Annotated in this window: 22 protein-coding genes and 1 riboswitch; of the genes, 8 read left to right on the top strand and 14 right to left on the bottom strand. The window is 33.6% G+C overall.

Annotated elements, in window-relative coordinates:
• Positions 1-125: 125 nt before the first annotated feature.
• Both ACECE_RS0221510 and ACECE_RS0221505 read left to right on the top strand, forming a co-directional pair.
• Positions 126-440, top strand: coding sequence for a demethoxyubiquinone hydroxylase family protein (locus ACECE_RS0221510; protein WP_010250991.1), 315 nt, complete (start codon positions 126-128; stop codon positions 438-440).
• Positions 441-1148: 708 nt separating this feature from the next.
• Complete coding sequence (locus tag ACECE_RS0221505; RefSeq protein ID WP_010250990.1) at positions 1149-2471, top strand: ISKra4-like element ISAcce1 family transposase; 1323 nt, start codon at positions 1149-1151, stop codon at positions 2469-2471.
• 408 nt (positions 2472-2879) lie between these two features.
• Here ACECE_RS0221505 and ACECE_RS0221500 read toward each other — a convergent pair whose 3' ends face one another.
• The 7 genes from ACECE_RS0221500 to ACECE_RS0221465 form a co-directional block, all read right to left on the bottom strand.
• A complete protein-coding gene (locus tag ACECE_RS0221500) occupies positions 2880-3902 on the bottom strand; it encodes a DUF6273 domain-containing protein (RefSeq protein WP_162862617.1) in 1023 nt (340 codons plus the stop codon).
• Positions 3903-4197: 295 nt separating this feature from the next.
• On the bottom strand, positions 4198-5577 hold the full coding sequence (locus tag ACECE_RS0221495; protein ID WP_162862616.1) for a hypothetical protein: 1380 nt from the start codon (positions 5575-5577) through the stop codon (positions 4198-4200).
• A gap of 75 nt (positions 5578-5652) precedes the next feature.
• Positions 5653-6258 carry a deoxynucleoside kinase gene (locus ACECE_RS0221490; RefSeq protein ID WP_010250987.1) on the bottom strand — a complete coding sequence of 202 codons (606 nt, stop codon included), beginning with the start codon at positions 6256-6258 and terminating at the stop codon, positions 5653-5655.
• Positions 6259-6262: 4 nt separating this feature from the next.
• Positions 6263-6736: a nucleoside 2-deoxyribosyltransferase gene (locus ACECE_RS0221485; RefSeq protein ID WP_010250986.1), complete on the bottom strand. Its 474-nt coding sequence runs from the start codon at positions 6734-6736 to the stop codon at positions 6263-6265.
• 271 nt (positions 6737-7007) lie between these two features.
• Positions 7008-7490 (bottom strand): NUDIX domain-containing protein, encoded by a 483-nt coding sequence (locus tag ACECE_RS28500; protein WP_010250985.1) that lies wholly within the window; start codon positions 7488-7490, stop codon positions 7008-7010.
• Positions 7491-7548: 58 nt separating this feature from the next.
• A complete protein-coding gene (locus tag ACECE_RS0221470) occupies positions 7549-8073 on the bottom strand; it encodes a hypothetical protein (protein ID WP_010250984.1) in 525 nt (174 codons plus the stop codon).
• Between the two features lie 43 nt (positions 8074-8116).
• On the bottom strand, positions 8117-8389 hold the full coding sequence (locus ACECE_RS0221465; RefSeq protein WP_010250982.1) for a hypothetical protein: 273 nt from the start codon (positions 8387-8389) through the stop codon (positions 8117-8119).
• A gap of 601 nt (positions 8390-8990) precedes the next feature.
• Here ACECE_RS0221465 and ACECE_RS28495 point away from each other — a divergent pair.
• Positions 8991-9755: a ParB/RepB/Spo0J family partition protein gene (locus tag ACECE_RS28495; protein WP_010250980.1), complete on the top strand. Its 765-nt coding sequence runs from the start codon at positions 8991-8993 to the stop codon at positions 9753-9755.
• Between the two features lie 210 nt (positions 9756-9965).
• On the opposite strand, the gene thiD is transcribed toward ACECE_RS28495, so the two are convergent.
• The 4 genes from thiD to ACECE_RS0221440 all read right to left on the bottom strand — a co-directional run bounded on the left by thiD (position 9966) and on the right by ACECE_RS0221440 (position 13223).
• The gene (gene thiD / locus ACECE_RS0221455; protein ID WP_010250978.1) at positions 9966-10748 is read right to left on the bottom strand and encodes a bifunctional hydroxymethylpyrimidine kinase/phosphomethylpyrimidine kinase; all 783 of its coding nucleotides are present in this window, start codon (positions 10746-10748) and stop codon (positions 9966-9968) included.
• A gap of 17 nt (positions 10749-10765) precedes the next feature.
• The gene (thiE, locus tag ACECE_RS0221450; RefSeq protein WP_010250976.1) at positions 10766-11434 is read right to left on the bottom strand and encodes a thiamine phosphate synthase; all 669 of its coding nucleotides are present in this window, start codon (positions 11432-11434) and stop codon (positions 10766-10768) included.
• Positions 11421-12245: a hydroxyethylthiazole kinase gene (thiM, locus tag ACECE_RS0221445; RefSeq protein ID WP_010250974.1), complete on the bottom strand. Its 825-nt coding sequence runs from the start codon at positions 12243-12245 to the stop codon at positions 11421-11423. Before thiM ends, thiE begins: the two co-directional genes overlap by 14 nt.
• A 192-nt stretch (positions 12246-12437) precedes the next feature.
• A riboswitch (TPP riboswitch) is annotated at positions 12438-12544 on the bottom strand.
• A gap of 64 nt (positions 12545-12608) precedes the next feature.
• Positions 12609-13223 carry a hypothetical protein gene (locus ACECE_RS0221440; RefSeq protein ID WP_010250972.1) on the bottom strand — a complete coding sequence of 205 codons (615 nt, stop codon included), beginning with the start codon at positions 13221-13223 and terminating at the stop codon, positions 12609-12611.
• Positions 13224-13468: 245 nt separating this feature from the next.
• Here ACECE_RS0221440 and ACECE_RS0221435 point away from each other — a divergent pair, with 245 nt between their 5' ends.
• From ACECE_RS0221435 to ACECE_RS0221410, 5 genes are all read left to right on the top strand, one after another.
• Positions 13469-14020 (top strand): hypothetical protein, encoded by a 552-nt coding sequence (locus ACECE_RS0221435; RefSeq protein WP_010250970.1) that lies wholly within the window; start codon positions 13469-13471, stop codon positions 14018-14020.
• A 143-nt stretch (positions 14021-14163) separates the two neighbouring features.
• Positions 14164-14400: a hypothetical protein gene (locus tag ACECE_RS0221430; protein ID WP_010250968.1), complete on the top strand. Its 237-nt coding sequence runs from the start codon at positions 14164-14166 to the stop codon at positions 14398-14400.
• Between the two features lie 36 nt (positions 14401-14436).
• Positions 14437-14745, top strand: a complete 309-nt coding sequence (locus ACECE_RS0221425; RefSeq protein ID WP_235715992.1) for an NIPSNAP family protein — start codon at positions 14437-14439, stop codon at positions 14743-14745.
• 107 nt (positions 14746-14852) lie between these two features.
• Positions 14853-15413: a GNAT family N-acetyltransferase gene (locus tag ACECE_RS0221420; RefSeq protein ID WP_010250963.1), complete on the top strand. Its 561-nt coding sequence runs from the start codon at positions 14853-14855 to the stop codon at positions 15411-15413.
• Positions 15414-15506: 93 nt separating this feature from the next.
• The gene (locus ACECE_RS0221410; RefSeq protein ID WP_010250961.1) at positions 15507-15923 is read left to right on the top strand and encodes a hypothetical protein; all 417 of its coding nucleotides are present in this window, start codon (positions 15507-15509) and stop codon (positions 15921-15923) included.
• A gap of 218 nt (positions 15924-16141) precedes the next feature.
• Here the strand turns inward: ACECE_RS0221410 and ACECE_RS0221405 are convergent, their stop codons facing one another.
• Genes ACECE_RS0221405 through ACECE_RS0221395 form a run of 3 tightly spaced genes read right to left on the bottom strand, consistent with a single transcriptional unit; the run spans position 16142 to position 18666 of the window.
• The gene (locus ACECE_RS0221405) at positions 16142-17035 is read right to left on the bottom strand and encodes a DUF350 domain-containing protein (protein ID WP_010250959.1); all 894 of its coding nucleotides are present in this window, start codon (positions 17033-17035) and stop codon (positions 16142-16144) included.
• A 36-nt stretch (positions 17036-17071) separates the two neighbouring features.
• Complete coding sequence (locus tag ACECE_RS0221400) at positions 17072-17647, bottom strand: hypothetical protein (protein ID WP_010250957.1); 576 nt, start codon at positions 17645-17647, stop codon at positions 17072-17074.
• 59 nt (positions 17648-17706) lie between these two features.
• On the bottom strand, positions 17707-18666 hold the full coding sequence (locus ACECE_RS0221395; protein WP_010250955.1) for a hypothetical protein: 960 nt from the start codon (positions 18664-18666) through the stop codon (positions 17707-17709).
• Between the last annotated feature and the right edge of the window lie 247 nt (positions 18667-18913).

Raw genomic sequence — 18913 nt, 5'->3', positions numbered from 1 at the left:
CCAAGCAAGTGTATTATGTGCTTATAAAGCCTATTTTGACTTTTACAGCTGGATATCTTCAGATGTATATTATTCTGTAAACTACAAAAAATACTTTATATATCTAAGGAAAAGGATGTGTTAAAATGGCACTTTTAGGAAACCCCTTTGTAGCAAACGTCCCAAAGCAAATGTCCAATGAAGAATTAGCTCAGGCTCTTAGAGTAGATATGGCTGGTGAGCTTGAAGCTATTATAGGATATGAGGCTCATGCTATGGCTACAACCGATGAAAGAGCAAAAAAGATTCTTTATCATATTGCTGATGAAGAAAGACAACATGTTGGAGAGCTTCAGCAACTGTTGTATATTTTATGTCCAAAAGAAGCAGAACATACCGAAAAGGGAAAACAAGCCATACAACAGCAGCAAGCACAGAATTTTAATGCACCTATGCAATAAATAAAAGCTTTAGGTTAGGCTGAATATGATATAAAAATCATTTCAGCCCAAAATCCTTAATAAATGTACTTTTTCAGTATTTTTATTGGCACTCTTTCAAGGGTGCATTTAATTTCCGCGAACCATATTGTGGAAATAACATCAATAAGTTTTAGTGTTGTTTGATTACCCAAGAAGATTATTTTAAATCATAACCATTTATAAAAGTATAATAGCTAAATCTTGATATTATGGAGCTGATTTAGATCCAGTGCCTGTTGTTTTAGTGTCAAACGACTCCATGCGTGACCTTCGCAAAAAATCAGTAGGCCTCGGCTTGATAATTTTTCGCCGCGTCTATGGGACATCCTGTCCCGAGACGCTAAAAATGCCGTCCTTGGCATTTTTGCTTCAAAATTATCAAGCTTTCGGCCACTGATTTTAATGCTCAGGTCAAGCATTACGTCATTTGACACTAAAACAGGGTATAAGCCTAATTTCGGCCTTTCTTATGGATACATTTAGTTTTCGTACACTATATTATTCCAATTAGAAATTAGTAGTAGAAACACAGTTAAAAAATATAGAAAGCAAAAGGAATAGAAGCTGGAATAGTTCAAAACAATGGGCTTATTCCAGTTTTTGTTTTGCGTCATGATGTAAAATAGAGCATAAATTTACATATATAAACAAATATAAAAATCAATGTATAATAGGGGGTTACAGAAGATGAACAATAAAATAGATGTAAATTCAATTATGAAAGAACTCGAAGAAAAATTAAGAAACGGTCTGAAAGATAATAAATTAGATGCTACAGGTATTAGTCAATTGATTGGGGAACATCTGGAAAAAGCAAAAGAAAAGGTTTTACAAGATACAAGTAAAATGATAACTGAAGAAGTTAAGCCATCCGAAAACAAAAAGAAAAAGCAACCGTTAGTTATTTTAACGCCCTATGGTAAGCTTGTTTTTGTTCGTAATATGGACTATTGCAGTAAATGTGGGAAATTATACGGGCATAATGATGAATTATTCCAAATTAATGAGGAACATAGATTAACCAAAGATTCTCTTGAACTTATAACATATATAGGACAAATAATCCCCGGGTTTAATAATGCTCAAGAAGTATTATTAAAATTAAGGGGAATAGAAATCAGTGCTACCCAAATCCAAATTTTATCTGAAGAAGTTGGTAAAGAATTGTTTGAAATACAAATGGAAAAGTCTAATCTAGCATATTCCTGTCCTGAAGTAGCAGCTCCAGCAATGCTTGAAAAAGATAAAGAAAATACAATTTTATACATATCTATGGATGGCTCTGCGGTTAACACTCGTGTTGAAGATGAAAATGGAAGCACATGGAAGGAAATGAAACTTGGACTAACATTCCTAGACAAGGATGTAATCAAGCGAAAAAATGGCAGTTCCATTATCACAAAAAAGGAATATATTACTTACATGGGCAGTGTAGCAGAATTTAAGAAAGTGCTCTTTGATTCTGCTGCAAGAGCTGGATATGGCAGAGTGAAAAAGGTAGTGATAATTGGAGATGGTGCACATTGGGTATGGAATATGTGTGAAGAGATGTTTCCTGATGCTGAATACATTCTAGATTTTTATCATATGACAGAAAACGTTTATAGCTATGCGAAAGAGTTGCTTTCATGCATTGAAAAGAAGTATAAAAAATGGGCAGATACAATGATATACTATATAAAGACAGAACAATTCAAAAAGGCATTGAAAAAGGTTGCAAGAAGTACTATAAGTGTGGATAAGGCTAACAAAACAGTGAATCTTGAAGGTTATATCAAAAATAACATTGATAAGATGCATTATCTTGAATATAAAAACAAAAATTATTACATTGGTAGTGGTATGATAGAAAGTGGTAACAAGACCATTGTTCAAAAGCGTATGAAGCAGGCTGGCATGCGGTGGGGTACTGATGGAGCTCAGTATATGGCCGTGCTAAGAGCTAAACATGAAAGTAACCGTTGGGAAGAGGTTGAGAAAGTTATATTTAAGAAATCAAAAGCAGCCTGAATGTAAAAATATGGTTCACGATTATTTTATGCACCCCCCTTTCAATGCCATATTTACAATGTATCAAACTTTTGCTATCATTTGAACTATATGTGTTTCTTCTTCAAAGGCTTGTGTTTCTGGATTTCTGTACTCGGTTTTATACTTCAATGATATTTACCAGTTTTCTTTCAACACACTTCAACCTCTGATGTTTTGTTTTGCCTTCTTTTATCTTCCTGTGGTAGTAATTATAAAGTAGCGGTTTACAATCCGTTTCTTCTGAATATTCTTGTTGCTGGAAATCATCATTCTGGAAAATTGGAAATCAGTTCAAGAATAAGGGAAATGGAATAAAAAAACCTGTCTTTTTCTTTTATTCTCTAGATTCTTGTTGAATAACATTAGCAAATTTACTGATTGAGTTTTTCAATTATTTTTCACATGTTCCACATCAACAGTTCTAGAATTACAACCTATAACTGTATATGGGCTAACATCAGTACCCTTCCCAGCTAGAGGTGTTGTCAGCAAAATATTTAAGTAGAAAGCAGGTCTGATACCAATACGACCAATATACGCACTGTCACAGTTTATACTACCATCAGAGGAGACAATTCGCACATTTCTACCATTACTGCTATCTGGCGTTCTAATCCACGTTAACCATTTCCTACCTGGCAATAATCCGTTTTCCTTAATATCAGAATTTCTTACTGCATATTCTGTTAGTTGACCTATATAATAATCTGTACCAAGAACGGCTCTATTCTGGAATAATTTATATAGTTGCTTTATATCTAGTAAGAACATTTTATCTGTCATATTCTGGTAACATGCAACATCATAGTTTTGCACAATTGATGAAATTGACCCATTAAAAATGTGCATAGTAGTACCACCAAGCTTTAATTTCATTGCATCTGTAGTACTTAGCAATGACTTCTGAGAAACTGACTTTATAAAGTTCCTTTCATTTGTAGAAAAATTATCGTCTGTCAAAAATCCTTTTTCATTTGCATAATCATTATAACCATTCCATACATAGGCTTCTGTAGGTGGACATTCATCTATCCATATTATATTGCCCGTACTGGCTGTAGAATTAAGCCATGCTCGTAAGTTCGACGTTTCCCAGAGGTTAGATCCAAGACTATTACGGTAGTTGTAAACATCATCACCTTGAGCAGTACCATCTAAATATTTATGGCTTCCAGCTGCATCAAATGGTTTTAAACATAAGATTTTATCAGCAAGCATAAGAGGACCATTACTATCAATATCAACACATCTCCATAAGATAGGTTCATTGTTATAGCTTCCCATCTGCAAATAACTTCCGATACTTATTATTGATTCCGTTTGTACTGTAGATTCCTGTGGCAGAGTTAGTGCAATACTAATAACAGATAAAGCAATACATATAGCTAACATAATAATTACTTTTTTCAAATGAGAGGATATAATTCCATTCCAAACATTATCTGCCCCTATACTTTGAAGAATTTCAGCTGGGGTTTGTTTGAAAACATCTTGTAGTGGCTGTAAAATGACAGCAATAACTAACCAAAGAATACTTACAATTAACATAGCAATCATTGCTAAATACACTAAATATTTATTAGTAATATCATTGCTAAAAAATAATGAAGTGTACATATTTACTACGGCGGATACAAAAATACCGCTCAAGAAAGTGAAAGTATTACTATTTAACCTAAATAGAACACAAAAAATTCTTTTAATCTTATTCATATCTTTCACCTTTTTTTATTATATTCTCAACTTCTAAGCAACAGTCAGATAATTCTTTTGCTAGTTCATTTCTTAATAAATCTATCTCCCTAATTGACTTTGCGTTACTTATAATTGATATGGATTGTGTAAAATGTTCTTGTACTTTATCCTCTAATTTGTTTAATAGATCACATTTTGAGGTGACTAATCCAATAATTTTGCATTCATTCCCAGCATTTTTTTTAAGATTTTCTATATAATTGTCATACACAGTTATTTTATTTTTGATTTTTTTACAAATATCGTTCTTTTCGCTTTCACATAAGCGTATTGCATTTTCAATATACGCACTACTAACTTGTTGATGATTTTTTCTAGCTTCATTTGCTGAAGCATTGTCATCACGTAATTCTACTATAGCATTTAATATTTGCAAAACAGTATCTAGCTGTTTTTTGGGGTTTGTTTCATCAAGTAAAAACTCACTTTTCACTGAACTCCCAATAATATTTTTTATTGAGGCAAAATACGCTACTACCTCGCCCCTGCTTAATTTATCACAACAAACTGTTTCATATAATTGCATAAAATTAAAGTATTCAGGACTTCTCCTAATAGAAATAATAGTTTCGGCATTAGTATTTTCAATATAAGAGTTAACTCCAATAACTTTTAGGACTTCGCTAAAAATATAGTAATCATAAAACAACCATTCAGTTTCCACCAAATAATTGATGTTATAAGGTTTCGGGGGAATATTTCTAATTATTACTGCATCATATTCATCAAGATAGGTTTTAGTATATTCATGTTGAATCGCCTGATTCAACACAAAATCTAAATAATTATTTTCAATACCTAAAGTAAGTTTTACAGCTTCAAGAGTAACTGATAATCCTTGGTTCTTTAAACTTGCTGGTGCTATTCGAATCTGGTCAGCCAGTTTAGGTGCTACCTGTATAATCGGAGACCACACTTTTGAACTATCAGGAATACTTTGCCACTGCTCTGCTATAGTTGAACCCATTGACGCTTGGCGCCCGATTATCGCACCAACATACTTTTTGATAAAAATCTGTCCATCCTTTTTGTAAAAACCCTTATGACTATCTTTAACTTGCATATATTCAGATTGCTTTTTTTCAAAAAAATCTCCAAGGTTACTTTCCCTAAGTGGAAACAATATTAATCGTTCCTCTAAAAATGCAGCTTTTTGCTCGAGTGCTTTTTTGGCTAAGACCGACTGTGCAATAAAACCAGGTGGTAGTAAACAATAGTCCTTTGATAAAAGCACAGCTATGTTAAGACTTTTTTGGAGTATTGATACTTTGGAATCATCTGATTTTTTTTCAGAAAAAGTTGCATATGTTTTCCAATTATCTGGACTCATAAAATCTAAAAAAATGTTTTTTCTCTCAAATGTGGATATGGACTTTTTCACAATATACCTACCGCTAAATAGAATTTAGTTTTTTGAAACAGAAATTATGTCATTAACAATTTTATCAATATCATTTTCAACATCCGTATCAATTTTGACGATTCTTTTCTTTTCCACCGAATTAATCCACTTTTCGTAATAGCTGTTCAGTCTATAAAGATATGAGCTACTAATGGTTTGTTCGAAAGATCTGTTTCTTTTTTTTATCCGTTCCAAAGAAGTGCCTATGCTACAATAACAATAAATAAATATATTTATCTTAGGTGCAAATGATACCATACAATCATATAGTTTACGATAAACTTCATATTCCATACTATTCATATTTCCATTATCAAAATGCATCTCCGCAAATGTAATTAGCTCGTCTAGACATCTGTCCATCACTACATAATTTTCATTGCTTGTATCTATTAGATAATTTGAAGCAATCATAGCTAGAGTGGATACTCTACTGTGAAATCCCCACCTTTTCATATCATTATAAAAATCCGGTAGAAATACATTTTTAGTAACATCCTCTTCAATAAATCTACAATTGCTAAGTCTATTACATAATTCCTTTCCAATAGTTGTTTTTCCGACAGCAATACCACCAACAAGTGCTATAGATACAGTTTTGTCGTTCATAACACTACCTCTTTAAATTAATAATCTTTAAAATCATATCATCTTCATTTAAATATACACCTAGAGATAATTTAAGTCCTCCAACTATAAATTGGTTGAGATACATAGATTGATTATCCACTCCAAATTTATTTGGATCAGGCAAAGTCTGTAGACGAATATCTGTAGCCAAACCAATACATCCCAGATACTTCTCGGAATTTACGTATTTTGACAAACAGTCCATATATCCAGATTCCCACATAGTTCCAGAATCCTCGGCAATTTGACAAACAAAAATATTAGAAGACTCTAACTCTTGAATATCAGCTAAATATATTCTTTCAGCAGTAATATCTGTTCTTGCTTTATCATTTATAGACATATTTTCGTTTGGACAGTAAACATCAAATCCGTTTTGTCTCAATTTAGTCGCTAGCCTCAAATTATTCACAACGTCAGCATATGAGAACATTGGACCACCTAAATATATTTTCATATTAACCACCCTTAAATATGTTTTTAATATATAAACATCAAATTAAAATTAACAACTATGTATTATTCTACGATATTTTATCTAGTTTTACAATATTTCTCTTAATTTTATAATAGGATAATTGATACGCTTGTACTATCTTTTTCAGAAATACCAACATAAATATTAACCACCCTTAAATATGTTTTTAATATATAAACCTCAAATTAAGATTAACAACTATGTACTATTCTACAATATTTTATCTAGTTTTACAATATTTCTCCTGATTTTATAATGGGATAATTGATACGCTTGTACTATCTTTTTCAGAAATACCAACATACATTTTTTTAGAATTTAAACCAATATTGAAGTAATGCTTAAGGATGGCAGTATTAGTATAAGACATATGTAAACCAAAAACATGAGCAGCATCAATCCAAACTGCATGCCCCTCTGTACAATCGATTAGTTTCACGTGCTTATTTTTGAGTTGCGCAAAAAATACATACTGCTGTTGGATTTCATGTCCAACATTATTTAGTACAATATATTTTAAATTTAACTTCTCTATTGAATTAACTTCAATACCAGTTTCCTCAAACAATTCGCGCAATAAACATTTTTGCGGATCGTTAAGTTCATTTTCCTCAAAATGACCGCCAATTCCTGTCCAGTATGGTACATTTGATACTTTTGAAGCAAATCGATGCATCATAAGAATTCTATTTTGGTCAAAAATGTAAACAACAGTTAAATTTCGCAACTTCATTAATTTACTTCTCCATTCCACTATTTATAAACTTATAGCTTTATAATAGGGTTAAAAGTTAAATTACATGCTCACTATTTAAAATCATATTAAAAAAATCAAAAAAATCTTTTTCTGCCAATTCTAATGGCTTATTATTATCATAATAGTAATCGTAAGTGTAATCTTCTACATTGTCATCAGAATAATTTCTGTAGATAAAATTAGTTGAACCAAATATATTGCTTCTAACCAATAATGTTATACAGTGTCCACCAACACTCTCAATAAACTTTGAGATCTGGTCTTTTTCCCTAATATGCACAAACATAATCATATTATCATCATCTAAAAACTTTTTATACTCTGCTACTAAATATTGATTAGGAAGGTCATTATATTCAATAAATACACGCTTAAGTTCTGATAAAAAACGTCTTGATTTTTCGTCTTTTTCTCCATTCCATCCATAACATGAAGCCATTTGTTTTATTGGAGTAATTGCGGATACATTGATAGTTTTATAGTATCGACTAATGAAACTACAAAGGGTGTCCTTTCCAACACCGCCTCGACCATTTATGATTATAACAATTTTTTTCATATTTTCACCTTTAAATTTAGTATATTACTCTAATATTTAATTATTAATTACTAACTGTTTCCTTTATAAGATTTATCTTATATTTTGAATACATTAACTTAATTATTACTACATATGGACATGTATTGCTTAGTCTAAAAGAACAGTACTCTGGCTCACACTCATCCAAATACTCTTTAAGGCACAGCTCTTTAAATAAATAATTATTCAGTTCTTTAATTTTCATCATAATATTTTCATTATTATGTTTCAAAATACTGCTAATTAGTTCTTGGGTTTTTATATCATTTGATATAAACTTTTCAAGGTCAATCATATTTCCAGTCCTCTCTATAATAACCTTTTATATAATAGAATTCACTATCAAATAAATGATATCATTTTACAATTGTTAATATACCATATTTTCAAGACAACCGCAATTTTATTATTTTATAACTTCTTGTCAAGTGGTATTGTCTTCTTACAGTCTTTAAATTTGTGCTATAGTTGTCAATTGTTTTCTTCATAAAGTGATGATAAGGTTATCGAGATGAATTGAATATTAAGTGACATATCGTACCTAACAAGTACTCCTTATACCTATAACCTATATCCCTATTGTAAAGCCTCTTAAATTACTAACAGGGACATGAAGAGTATACGATAAAGATTTTATTGTATACTCTTCGTGCCTTGACACTGTAATGTCTATTTGCGGTTGCATATCAGATGCTTATAAGCCACTGTGTAGATTCTTTAAGAATGTCTTCGTCAGTCCTTCAAAAATGGGGGATTGGTTTGCCCAGAATTTTGCTTCGTGAGTGGCTTAAAGCAGATTTGCAGAAACACTTATACACTAGCTTAAATCAGGTATATATTATTTGGAAAAAGTATCCGATAACCTTCTTATAATTAAACTACGAGGAGTTGATACCATGCCAAATGATATTTCACAGTTAAAAACGCCAATTGCAGAGTTTCAGCCTGACCCAAACCAGCCTAGAAAGTATTTTGATGAAACAGCACTTAGTGAGCTGGCAGAATCCATAAAACAATATGGTGTATTGCAGCCCATAATCTACTATGTAAATGAAAGTGGTCAAAAAATAATAGTAGCAGGAGAAAGACGATATCAAGCAGCCAAAAAAGCTCAGTTAAGCGAGATTCCAGCCATTGTTATTGACGGAAACGAGGCAGATAAAGTAGCCTTGGTTGAAAACATTTTAAGGCAGGATTTAACTCCATTAGAAGAAGCAGAAGCGTTCCAGCGTTTAAAAGACAAATACAAGTATTCAAATGAAAAACTATCAGAGGTTTTTAACAAAGCCCCAAATACCATCAGTGAAACACTTAGTATAAACAAACTGTCCGACACTATCAAGGAAAGGTACAAAGCAAACCCTGAGTTAGCCAAACGAGAACTTGTAAAAATCGCAAGAATGCGGAGTGAAGAAGGCCAAATTAACGCATATAACAAGCTGACAAATTACAAGCCTGAAACAGAAGAACCCAAAGATGCCGAAAAAGATGGGAAGGAAAACTATAAACTGGCTCTTGGTTTTATAAAAAGTTTGACCGGGAAACTAAGCAAGTCAAACATTGTTATTTCTAGTGATGAAGAAAAAGAAAACCTTAAAAATCAGCTTGCACAGTTAAGTACTGCGATAAATGAATTTGTGAATAGGTATAATTTAGGATAAAAAGTTCTGCACGCAGAACTTTTGCTTGTAATCTAATCCCAAACTGCATTGTGGGGATTTTATGCAGATATTTCCACTTTCTAGTTTGGGTTTCTTGCTAAATGCTCAAAACAGTAATTTCGGGCATAAAGGAAGCCGGGCAGTATGATCCCGGCAGATTTAAAATGTGATTTATATACGGACCATTCAAAAACTTCTTTGTCATGCTAGTTATATATTGTATGTATGCTTTAGAGGTCCGCTGCCCTCCCCAAGATTCAGTTCCGCCTTGAGTGCACCTGTAATATACCTTTTTGCATTTTCAACACTTTGCTCTAAAGTATAGCCATCAGCGAGATTGCAGGCGATAGCAGATGATAATGTGCATCCTGTTCCATGCGCATTAGGGTTGTTCACGCGTTCAGCTTTAAACCAATGAGTTTTCCCGCCAATATATAGTAAATCATCGGCAGTACTTTCAAAATGTCCACCTTTAATCAGTATTCCACCGCTTACCATATTCGAAATCTTTTCTGCAGCCTTTATCATATCAGATCCGTTCTGAATCTTAAAGCCACATAGTGTTTCCGCCTCCGGAATATTAGGTGTGATAACTGTACCGAGAGGAAGCAGTTTTGTAATCAGTGTCTCCATCGCTTCGTCACAGAGAAGGCGGCTGCCGCTTGTAGCAACCATAACGGGGTCAACAACAATGTTTTCTGCATTATACTCAATCAGCTTGTTTGCAATAACTTCAATAATCCGGCTGTTTGAAACCATTCCTATTTTAACTGCATCAGGACGAATGTCTGAAAATATGCAGTCAATCTGCTGAGCAACAAATTCAGGAGTTGCCTCCAAAACTCCGTAGACGCCTGTTGTATTTTGTGCGGTCAACGCAGTGATTGCACTCATCGCATACATCCTATGCACTGTAATTGTTTTTATATCTGCCTGAATACCAGCTCCGCCGCTACAGTCAGAGCCAGCAATGGTTAATACTTTCTTTATCATCATTCGAATCTCCTTATTTATTTTTCCTTAGCCGTGCTTTTATTTTCGTATTTCACCATTTTCTCTGAAAGCCTTAGAAGTTCTTCCGCTGCTCCCCTGATATCCGGTTGTGCAAAAACAGCAGAAATAACCGCAACCCCGTCAATACCTGTTCCCGAAAGCTCCAAAATATTATGTGCACCAATTCCACCGATTGCAACCACCGGTATATTTACACAATTGCAAATTGCTTTCAGTGTTTCCTGAGAAACCGCATCTGCATCAGATTTTGTTGAGGTAGAAAACACCGCCCCAACACCGATGTAATCTGCTCCATGCTGTTCAGCAAGAATTGCCTGCTCCACAGTCTGTGCAGAAACTCCGATAATTTTGCCTTCCCCCAGCATTTCACGCACATTCCTAGCTTCCATATCGCTTTGTCCTATATGTACGCCGTCAGCATTACATGCAATTGCCACATTTACATTGTCATTGATGACAAACGGAATGTGATAGCGTTCACATAGCACTTTGATTTCTTTGGCTTCAGCCAAAAAGGAATCGTAATCCAACTCCTTTTCTCGTAGTTGAATAAAGGTTGCACCACCTTTTAATGCTTTTTCTACCTGTTCAGCAAGAGTATGCTCACCAAGCCATGCACGGTCTGTCACTACATACAAAAGCATTGCTTGTTTACTTAATTTCATATTTAGCACCTCGCATCAAAGTTTCACCATCAAGGCTGTAAACCGCATCAATCAAATAATTTCTGTATGTAGAATTTCCACCGCCGATTTTTTCCAACCTTTCAAAAGCCAATTCACCACAAAGTCCCATTGCACATACTGCTGCAGCAGTTGCTTCGAGTACTCTGCCTGGATTGGCAACCAAATATGCTCCTGTCATTGCTGTCAGCATGCAGCCACTTCCAGTAATTTGTGCCAGCATCGAATTACCGTTTCGGATAATGTAAGCATTTTTTTCATCTGCTACAATATCAATTGCACCTGTAATTGCTATCACTGCACCTGTCTTTTTTGAAAATGCCTTTGCAAAAGCAACTGCACCTTCAAGAGTCTCGTCTGTTACAGTATCTGCAACATCAGCATCAACACCCCTTGTTGTTCCTTTTCCCTGTGAAAGCGCTTTAATTTCTGAAATATTCCCGCGGATCGCAGTGAATTTCACCTCGTCCAGCAGCTTTTGCGCTGTCTCAGTGCGAAGATTTGATGCTCCTGCTCCTACAGGATCAAGAATGACAGGATGCCCCAGCGCATTTGACCGCTTTCCAGCCAAAAACATAGACGGAATGGTGTTCTTATTAAGTGTTCCGATGTTTAAGTCCAGGCCGCCGCAAATAGAAGTAATCTCTTCAACTTCACCCGTATCGTCCGACATAATTGGAGAACCGCCACAGGCAATCAAAATGTTGGCACAGTCGTTCACTGTAACATAATTGGTTATACAATGCACAAGCGGATGTGTCTTCTTAATATTTTCAAGCATTTCATTAAACATGCTTTTCCCCTCCAGTTAGTTTTATTTATTCACAATAATACAAAGTACAGCAGCAATAATCATAATAGATACCGCTGCGCCAAACCATATCACTCCATGATCAAATACTTAATCTCTTTCAAAAATTCCATCCCCTTTACTTCATGAACAGGAAAACAAAAAGCAGGAAACACCATTAGGCATTTCCCGCAAATACGCAATTGTACTACTTCCTACGTTGGCATTACCCAAATCAGGTGTAAGGGTCGAAGTTGCTAACTTCCTCTCAGCCTGCTACACAAGCTCCCCTGTCCATTTTTTATTATGTTGATGTATTTTAGCACAAGTTAACACAAGTTGTCAAATGTATTAGAGTAGAACTCCTCATTTTAACGTGACTCCAGGATCGCTTTCGTATGCCGAGCCTATAATGCATAATTGATTCAGTATCTCTGAATACACCTCAAAAAGAGCTTTTAGCAAATCTATATCCTTTATAACCCCTGGAACCAAAAAATACAATTCATCAACTCCATCTGGAAAACCAGCTCCAAACCAGCCTTCATCATCCTTTACTTCAAGATGGAATCTTGGTTGAATTTCAATAAGACTCCTTATCTGTGTATTTAAAAACAAATCTTTTAACTTTTGTTCGTCATTTCCTTTTATAACAAACTCTCTGTCAAACTCTTCAAATCCCACTTCAACATCCTGCATCCCCAGGAACGCCCCAATTTCACTAAACGCCCCACTTCTGTATATTTTGAATCTGAATCCGTCCTTATTTACATAGGGCGCCCTAATCCTGGTATATGTTACACTGGATTTACCAGTTGATACTGTATATGTATCCATAGTTACAATCCATTCCTTTACATGTGCAACTACTTTATCCCCTGAAAAAAAGCCTCCCTCAATATATTCACTGCCCATTTGCTCCGATAGCACCTGCCAAATTTCCTTTCTGCTTGGTCCAAATATTTCACGAAGAAGTCCCATTCAAAATCCCCCATTCTCTAATCGTTCATTTTTGTTTATATATACACATTATACTATAATCAACTAATGAATTATCTTAATTATTTTATTATACTTCTAAATAAGGTATATCAATATGAAACCCCTGTTACGTAGCAATGCTCAATAGTAAAATTAATAATATAACCTTGAAAAAACAAGGTTTTACAATTAGTGTCTTTTTGGTATAATTGTATAAAGATTGATAAAAGGTTGGAGGGGTCAAAGTGAATTATATTAGCACTGTGATAATTGTTGTAGTTGTTTCTGTTTTGATGAAGTACTTATTAGCAAGTTCTAAAAAACAGCCAATCATCAATGAGGAAGGTACTATTATTCTAAAAATGAACAAAGCTTATGCGATTATTGGATATATTGGTATAGCTTTTACCGCTATAATTGGTATTATTGCAAGTTTAGGAACTGTGAAATCAAACCAAGATTTATTTATTGTTATCGGCCTTGTCTTATTATTTCTAGGCTTAAGTGTGCCACTAGTTTTAGTTGCAAAAAGAGTTAAAATTGAGGCTAACGAAGAAAAGATAACGTATATTGGTATAACAGGAAAGCAAAAAGTAATTATGTGGAATGACATAAAGAAAGTGGGCTTCAGTAAATCAATGCTTGAACTGGCGTTGATAACTGATAAAACAAAGATTAAAGTTCATATGCATTATATAGGTTTCCCAACACTTATTGAGTTAATGAAGTCAAAGGTTGAATACTCTTTGTGTAAAGATGCTATATACTCAATTGAGACAGTTAGTAATAGATTCTAATTAAGGGGCTCTAATTCTTGGACAGGTTTTTCACATGTTGATTTAGAAGACCTTTTTCCTTTTATCTTAGGTACGAGTGGCTATCGAGCGTATATTTTTGCGGTATAATATTAGTAGATCTATTTTAGGGAAGGTGTTTAGTCATGGAAATTGCAGTTGCTATCATTGCAGCATTTTTAACAATAGTCATTCTAGGTAAACTAGAAATAGGCAAAACTTCTACCCAGTTAATGCTCCTAGGGATAGAAATCACTATTATAGGAGCGGTATTAATAACCATTTTTATTGGTTCTAATGAAAATATTTTTTTATTTTTGACAGGTGTTGCTTTAATAGTAATTGGGTTTGTAGTTAATGTATTTGGGTTTGGTCAAAAGTAAATTTTACTTAGTACAAAATTTGAATCAAGAGGTGCAATGATGGTAACTTGTTACTTAAAGTATATAATAGACCCTTACAAATCAAAGGAATTCGAAGAATATGGTAAGATATGGATAACTATTGTTAATAGAATGGGTGGAGTACATCATGGATATTTCATGCCATATGAAGGAGCAAATAATATAGCTTATGCTTTATTTAGTTTCCCAGACCTTGCCAAATATGAGGAGTATCGTAAAAATATTCTTACAGATAAAGATTGTCAGGTAGCATTTGAATATGCAGAAAAAACAAGATGTATTATAAGTTATGAGAGAAGTTTTATGAGACCGGTATTTGAATAGGAAGACGGCGCATCCTTGGGCCGGTTTTGAAATCAGGCTTTAAAGATTTAGTTAATTCACTTATGCATTTTATATGATAAGAACCTAAAATTGGAGGATTTAAGATAATGAGAATAGAAACAAACAGACTAATAATAAGAGACTTTGAAAGAAGAGATGCAGAAGACCTGTTTAAGATAGTTAGACAAGAAAACATTGTGCGATTTATGAGAGATTGGTCTGAAGCTGGTAGTTCTCCTGAATCTTACTACGGGTATATCGATTGGCATCAAACACAGAAAAATTCAACTGATATCTATGAGAACAAGAGATATGTTGTTGCATTAAAAGATACGGATAAAATGATTGGTATGGTAGGAATGGGATTAGAGGATTCATTAAATGAAGTAGAAGTTGCCTACTTTATTTCTAATGATTATTATAAACAAGGTTATGGAAGTGAAGCTACTTCTGCTTTGGTAGACTGGTGTTTTACAAATTCAGATGTTCCGTATTTAATTTTGACAATTGATAAAGAAAATGTACCATCTCATAATTTGGCAGAAAAATGCGGATTTGAATTGTTTGAAAAAAGAATTCCTATCGGACATAAACAAGCCAATATGGTAAGTGATACATATTTTTATTATAGAAAATCTAATCCTAAAAAGGAAAAGTTGAATGATTAAGTTAAGAAGAGCAAATTGGAAGAAGATTGTTTTATGGATAAGCTTTTTATGTTACTGGGATATAAAGTTAGCGCTAAATGAAGGGGGTTGAATATGGATAAAATAGTTAACAGGGTTATAAAAAGATTAGATGTATTTACACCTGAAGGCGGGAGCTTTATCGAAATAGATAATATACTTGCTGAACTGTTAGATGTTAATGATGCTATGCCTGCTTTTGAGTCAATGTATAAAGTGTTTGAGCGGTATCCAAATAACTACAATGAGACAATGTGGACTATTGTTCATACTCTTGAGGATTCTATAGGTTATGAGGAAGAATTAATAAATTCATTAAGAAGAAAACCAACAAAATTTACACTTACTATGCTAAACAGAATTTTGAACACAGGGCAAAAGAAATATAAAGAATATGATTTATTAAAGATTATAGAAGAAATACTCGCTAACCCAAATTCTTCAAGAGATATAGGGAATTATGCCTTTGAGATCTATAATAAACATAGGTAGAATAGCTTTGAATATTTAGTTTTAAATATGATAAAATAACCCTTAACAAAGATATGAAGCAGAAAGTTGAGATTTGTCATTAGTAGTATTGACTTCATAGGACTGTGAGGAATAAATTAGAAAACACTCCTCACAGCCTCAGATATTTGTTTTTCTTACTAAACTCCACATATTTCTGCTTATTACAATAGGAATCATTCCCACCATTGGAAATCACATCATTTTAAGAAATTAACAATGATATTCGCAACACCTATATATAATGCTATTTGTCCTAATGCTGCACCTTTATTGTTTTCTTCGAATATCTCCTTATAAAGGCCAATTTTAACTATCTTACAAAAAATTGATTTTAGAACGAATGATATTATTCCAAATAAGGTTAAAGCAGCAAGGCTCATAACTAAAGCAAGTGTAAAATCGAATTCATCACCATAGGTAAAAATATTACACAAAATAGTCTGTATTGCAAATACAAATCCAACAAAATGAATACCGGCAGCGATATTGTTATCCACAAATAACTCTTTAAAAAGCGTAGTTCTTCTTCTTAAAATTACAAAATAAACTATGATTGCCAGTGTTGTAAGAACAAATATTCCAAGCATTTTTAGTACTGATATGGGGAAATATTGCGGTAGTACATCGAGAAAAGTTACTATGTTTGCAAATATAACTGACAAAGCAACGGAAAACAATGATGCAGCAACATTCTTCTGAACATAAATTTCATTGTTTAGCTCAACCTTGCCATGGCTGTCTTCCGTACCAATAAATTTTACAATCTTTCCTGATAATAAGCGAAGTACTGCAAACATAACAACATATGAAACAGCATAAACACCGCTCACTAAAAGATCTATCCAGATGTTATCACTTACCGAACCGGAAACTGCTTTAGCAGCAAGGTAAAGAGCTGGGAAGATAAAGGCCCCGATGAACTCCACCCAAGCTGCAAAATTATCTTTATCAAATAATGCTTCACTTAATTTTATTTTACGGAGAATTACCTTGTCATAAAGAACCCATCCTAAACAAAAGCTTATAGCTATAATAATAAAACTAAATAATGCATCCTGCCACACAAATTTTAGAATTGAATTGAAATCCATTTTCTAAACCTCCTATGAATAATAGAATTTAAAATTTTATGATTGATATATCTTGTAAAATATATCTTCAATCCCCTCACCAACAAATATTTTAAATAAACCTGTTTCCTCAGACATCTCAATGTTCAGGTATTCAGTAATTCCCTCAGCATCTCTTTGGTAATCCCACAAGTTTACCACAAGTTGTTTTTCAGTCCTATCCGTTTCAATATCATATATCTTAACCTTTGCTTGTGCACCATCAATTCTTTCTTCTTTATATGGCATTATAGTTCTCTCAAACTCAAAGCCATCAGGTGTGGTAAGGAATTTTTGCCCAACTACTTCCAAAAATTCCTCTGAAAAAGGTACCGTATCACTTAAGTAATAGATGTATGTTTCAATACAGTTGTTATTTCCTGTATGTACCTCCATTACATACTCATCGTCATCTACCTTTGAATATAGCAGATATCTGGAATATTTACTTTCATTGATACTAAATTCTACTATCTTTTTAAACCTGTAAATGCCATTATTAGATAAGGGACCTGCACTAAACTCAATAATTGAATTTGCATTAACATTAAGTGGATTGAACACCTTTTTACTTCGATCTGATAAATCAAACATCTAACCAACCCCTCCCGGTTGCATAGTTTTAATAGAAATCACATGTTTTTTTATATTCATTAATAGATCCTGCTGCTAAAGGCTGCTCTGTTTTTTGGTCTTGAGACTCTTTTGACAATTATTATCAGCAGTACTGCCGCACCACCAAGAATAATTATCAAAGCAACTGGGTTATTAGAAGACTCTGAAGTATCTTTTGAACTATAAACATTGTTCAAGTTTTGTTGCTGATATTCTTTAGAAAATTGGAGATCTGGATCAACATCTGGATCAATGTAATCAGTATTCCTTACATTTCCCTGTGCCTCTAACGCTGCCACTCTAGCCTCCATTTGAGCATATTTGACCTCATCAAAATAATTCCTGTAAGGACTTATTTCATGCCAATGGTGAAACCAGAACATATCAGAAGCCCTCATAAGAAACCATAGATCCCATATCCCTACATAAGCTGAACCGTATGATAACGAACCTCCAAAAATCCCCCTGTTTACATTGATAATAACTGGTCTTGCTCCAAAAGTATTAATTCTTTGGGTTCTAGTATTCATTGCATAATCAAAATCCATTCTATTTACATTATTAAAGCTTTTTTTCATGGACGAATCATAAACTTTTTTCTGTTCGCCGTTCAGGTTTTGTTTGTAAGTGGTATAACTTCTTTTAGAGTCTGCGTTTTTAAAAGCACTCTCCATCTTGGATTTTTTTATGCTGTCTGAAGTTGAAGTCTTACTTTTTGAAGTTCCTGCATACCCCGATGTACTTTGCTTGGAACTGCCTGAATACCCATTGCTGGTTGTCGACTTCCCTGGAATACTTCTGCTCTTTGTTGTAGATCCTTGAGAGCTTTTTTTTGACTGAGATGATCCCGAATACCCTCCTATGCTTCTAGACACAGAAGAACTTTTTGAAGAGCTCCTGGATCTCCCCGAACTCCTATACCCCTTCGCATAAAAGACTCCAACATTTGACACTACAAAAACTACAACAAGTAAAATAGCCAAAATCTTTTTATTCACACATTTACCCCCCGTTTCTAATATTTAAATTGATATAATCGACAAATACTATGTGTATTGTAGAGCGATAATCTATATTATATATATATATGCTAGAAATAGAAAGCAAGATGTCTGTTTGATATTGTCAATCTACAATTCCCAAGTGTAGTTATGCCAAATTACGTTCAAATATCTCACTTGTTCTCTTTATTTCGCACAATAAGCTTTATAAAACTAAAAAAGGAATGTTTTATTTGAGCGATAT

This window comes from Acetivibrio cellulolyticus CD2 (assembly GCF_000179595.2).
In the GTDB taxonomy this organism is placed as follows: Bacteria; Bacillota; Clostridia; order Acetivibrionales; family Acetivibrionaceae; genus Acetivibrio; species Acetivibrio cellulolyticus.
Note: the sequence above shows the minus strand (reverse complement) of the source record. Positions and strands in the feature narration are given on the sequence as shown.

Excerpts from the sequence above, each read along its gene's own strand:
- thiM (WP_010250974.1), bottom strand. The coding sequence starts at position 12,245 with ATGTTTAATGAAATGCTTGAAAATATTAAGAAGACACATCCGCTTGTG.
- ACECE_RS0221440 (WP_010250972.1), bottom strand. The coding sequence starts at position 13,223 with ATGGGACTTCTTCGTGAAATATTTGGACCAAGCAGAAAGGAAATTTGG.
- ACECE_RS28500 (WP_010250985.1), bottom strand. The coding sequence starts at position 7,490 with ATGAAGTTGCGAAATTTAACTGTTGTTTACATTTTTGACCAAAATAGA.
- ACECE_RS0221505 (WP_010250990.1), top strand. The coding sequence starts at position 1,149 with ATGAACAATAAAATAGATGTAAATTCAATTATGAAAGAACTCGAAGAA.
- ACECE_RS0221470 (WP_010250984.1), bottom strand. The coding sequence starts at position 8,073 with ATGAAAAAAATTGTTATAATCATAAATGGTCGAGGCGGTGTTGGAAAG.
- ACECE_RS0221465 (WP_010250982.1), bottom strand. The coding sequence starts at position 8,389 with ATGATTGACCTTGAAAAGTTTATATCAAATGATATAAAAACCCAAGAA.
- ACECE_RS0221400 (WP_010250957.1), bottom strand. The coding sequence starts at position 17,647 with ATGTTTGATTTATCAGATCGAAGTAAAAAGGTGTTCAATCCACTTAAT.
- ACECE_RS0221430 (WP_010250968.1), top strand. The coding sequence starts at position 14,164 with ATGGAAATTGCAGTTGCTATCATTGCAGCATTTTTAACAATAGTCATT.
- ACECE_RS0221425 (WP_235715992.1), top strand. The coding sequence starts at position 14,437 with ATGATGGTAACTTGTTACTTAAAGTATATAATAGACCCTTACAAATCA.
- ACECE_RS0221495 (WP_162862616.1), bottom strand. The coding sequence starts at position 5,577 with ATGAGTCCAGATAATTGGAAAACATATGCAACTTTTTCTGAAAAAAAA.
- thiE (WP_010250976.1), bottom strand. The coding sequence starts at position 11,434 with ATGAAATTAAGTAAACAAGCAATGCTTTTGTATGTAGTGACAGACCGT.
- ACECE_RS0221410 (WP_010250961.1), top strand. The coding sequence starts at position 15,507 with ATGGATAAAATAGTTAACAGGGTTATAAAAAGATTAGATGTATTTACA.
- ACECE_RS0221485 (WP_010250986.1), bottom strand. The coding sequence starts at position 6,736 with ATGAAAATATATTTAGGTGGTCCAATGTTCTCATATGCTGACGTTGTG.
- ACECE_RS28495 (WP_010250980.1), top strand. The coding sequence starts at position 8,991 with ATGCCAAATGATATTTCACAGTTAAAAACGCCAATTGCAGAGTTTCAG.
- thiD (WP_010250978.1), bottom strand. The coding sequence starts at position 10,748 with ATGATAAAGAAAGTATTAACCATTGCTGGCTCTGACTGTAGCGGCGGA.
- ACECE_RS0221420 (WP_010250963.1), top strand. The coding sequence starts at position 14,853 with ATGAGAATAGAAACAAACAGACTAATAATAAGAGACTTTGAAAGAAGA.
- ACECE_RS0221405 (WP_010250959.1), bottom strand. The coding sequence starts at position 17,035 with ATGGATTTCAATTCAATTCTAAAATTTGTGTGGCAGGATGCATTATTT.
- ACECE_RS0221490 (WP_010250987.1), bottom strand. The coding sequence starts at position 6,258 with ATGAACGACAAAACTGTATCTATAGCACTTGTTGGTGGTATTGCTGTC.
- ACECE_RS0221510 (WP_010250991.1), top strand. The coding sequence starts at position 126 with ATGGCACTTTTAGGAAACCCCTTTGTAGCAAACGTCCCAAAGCAAATG.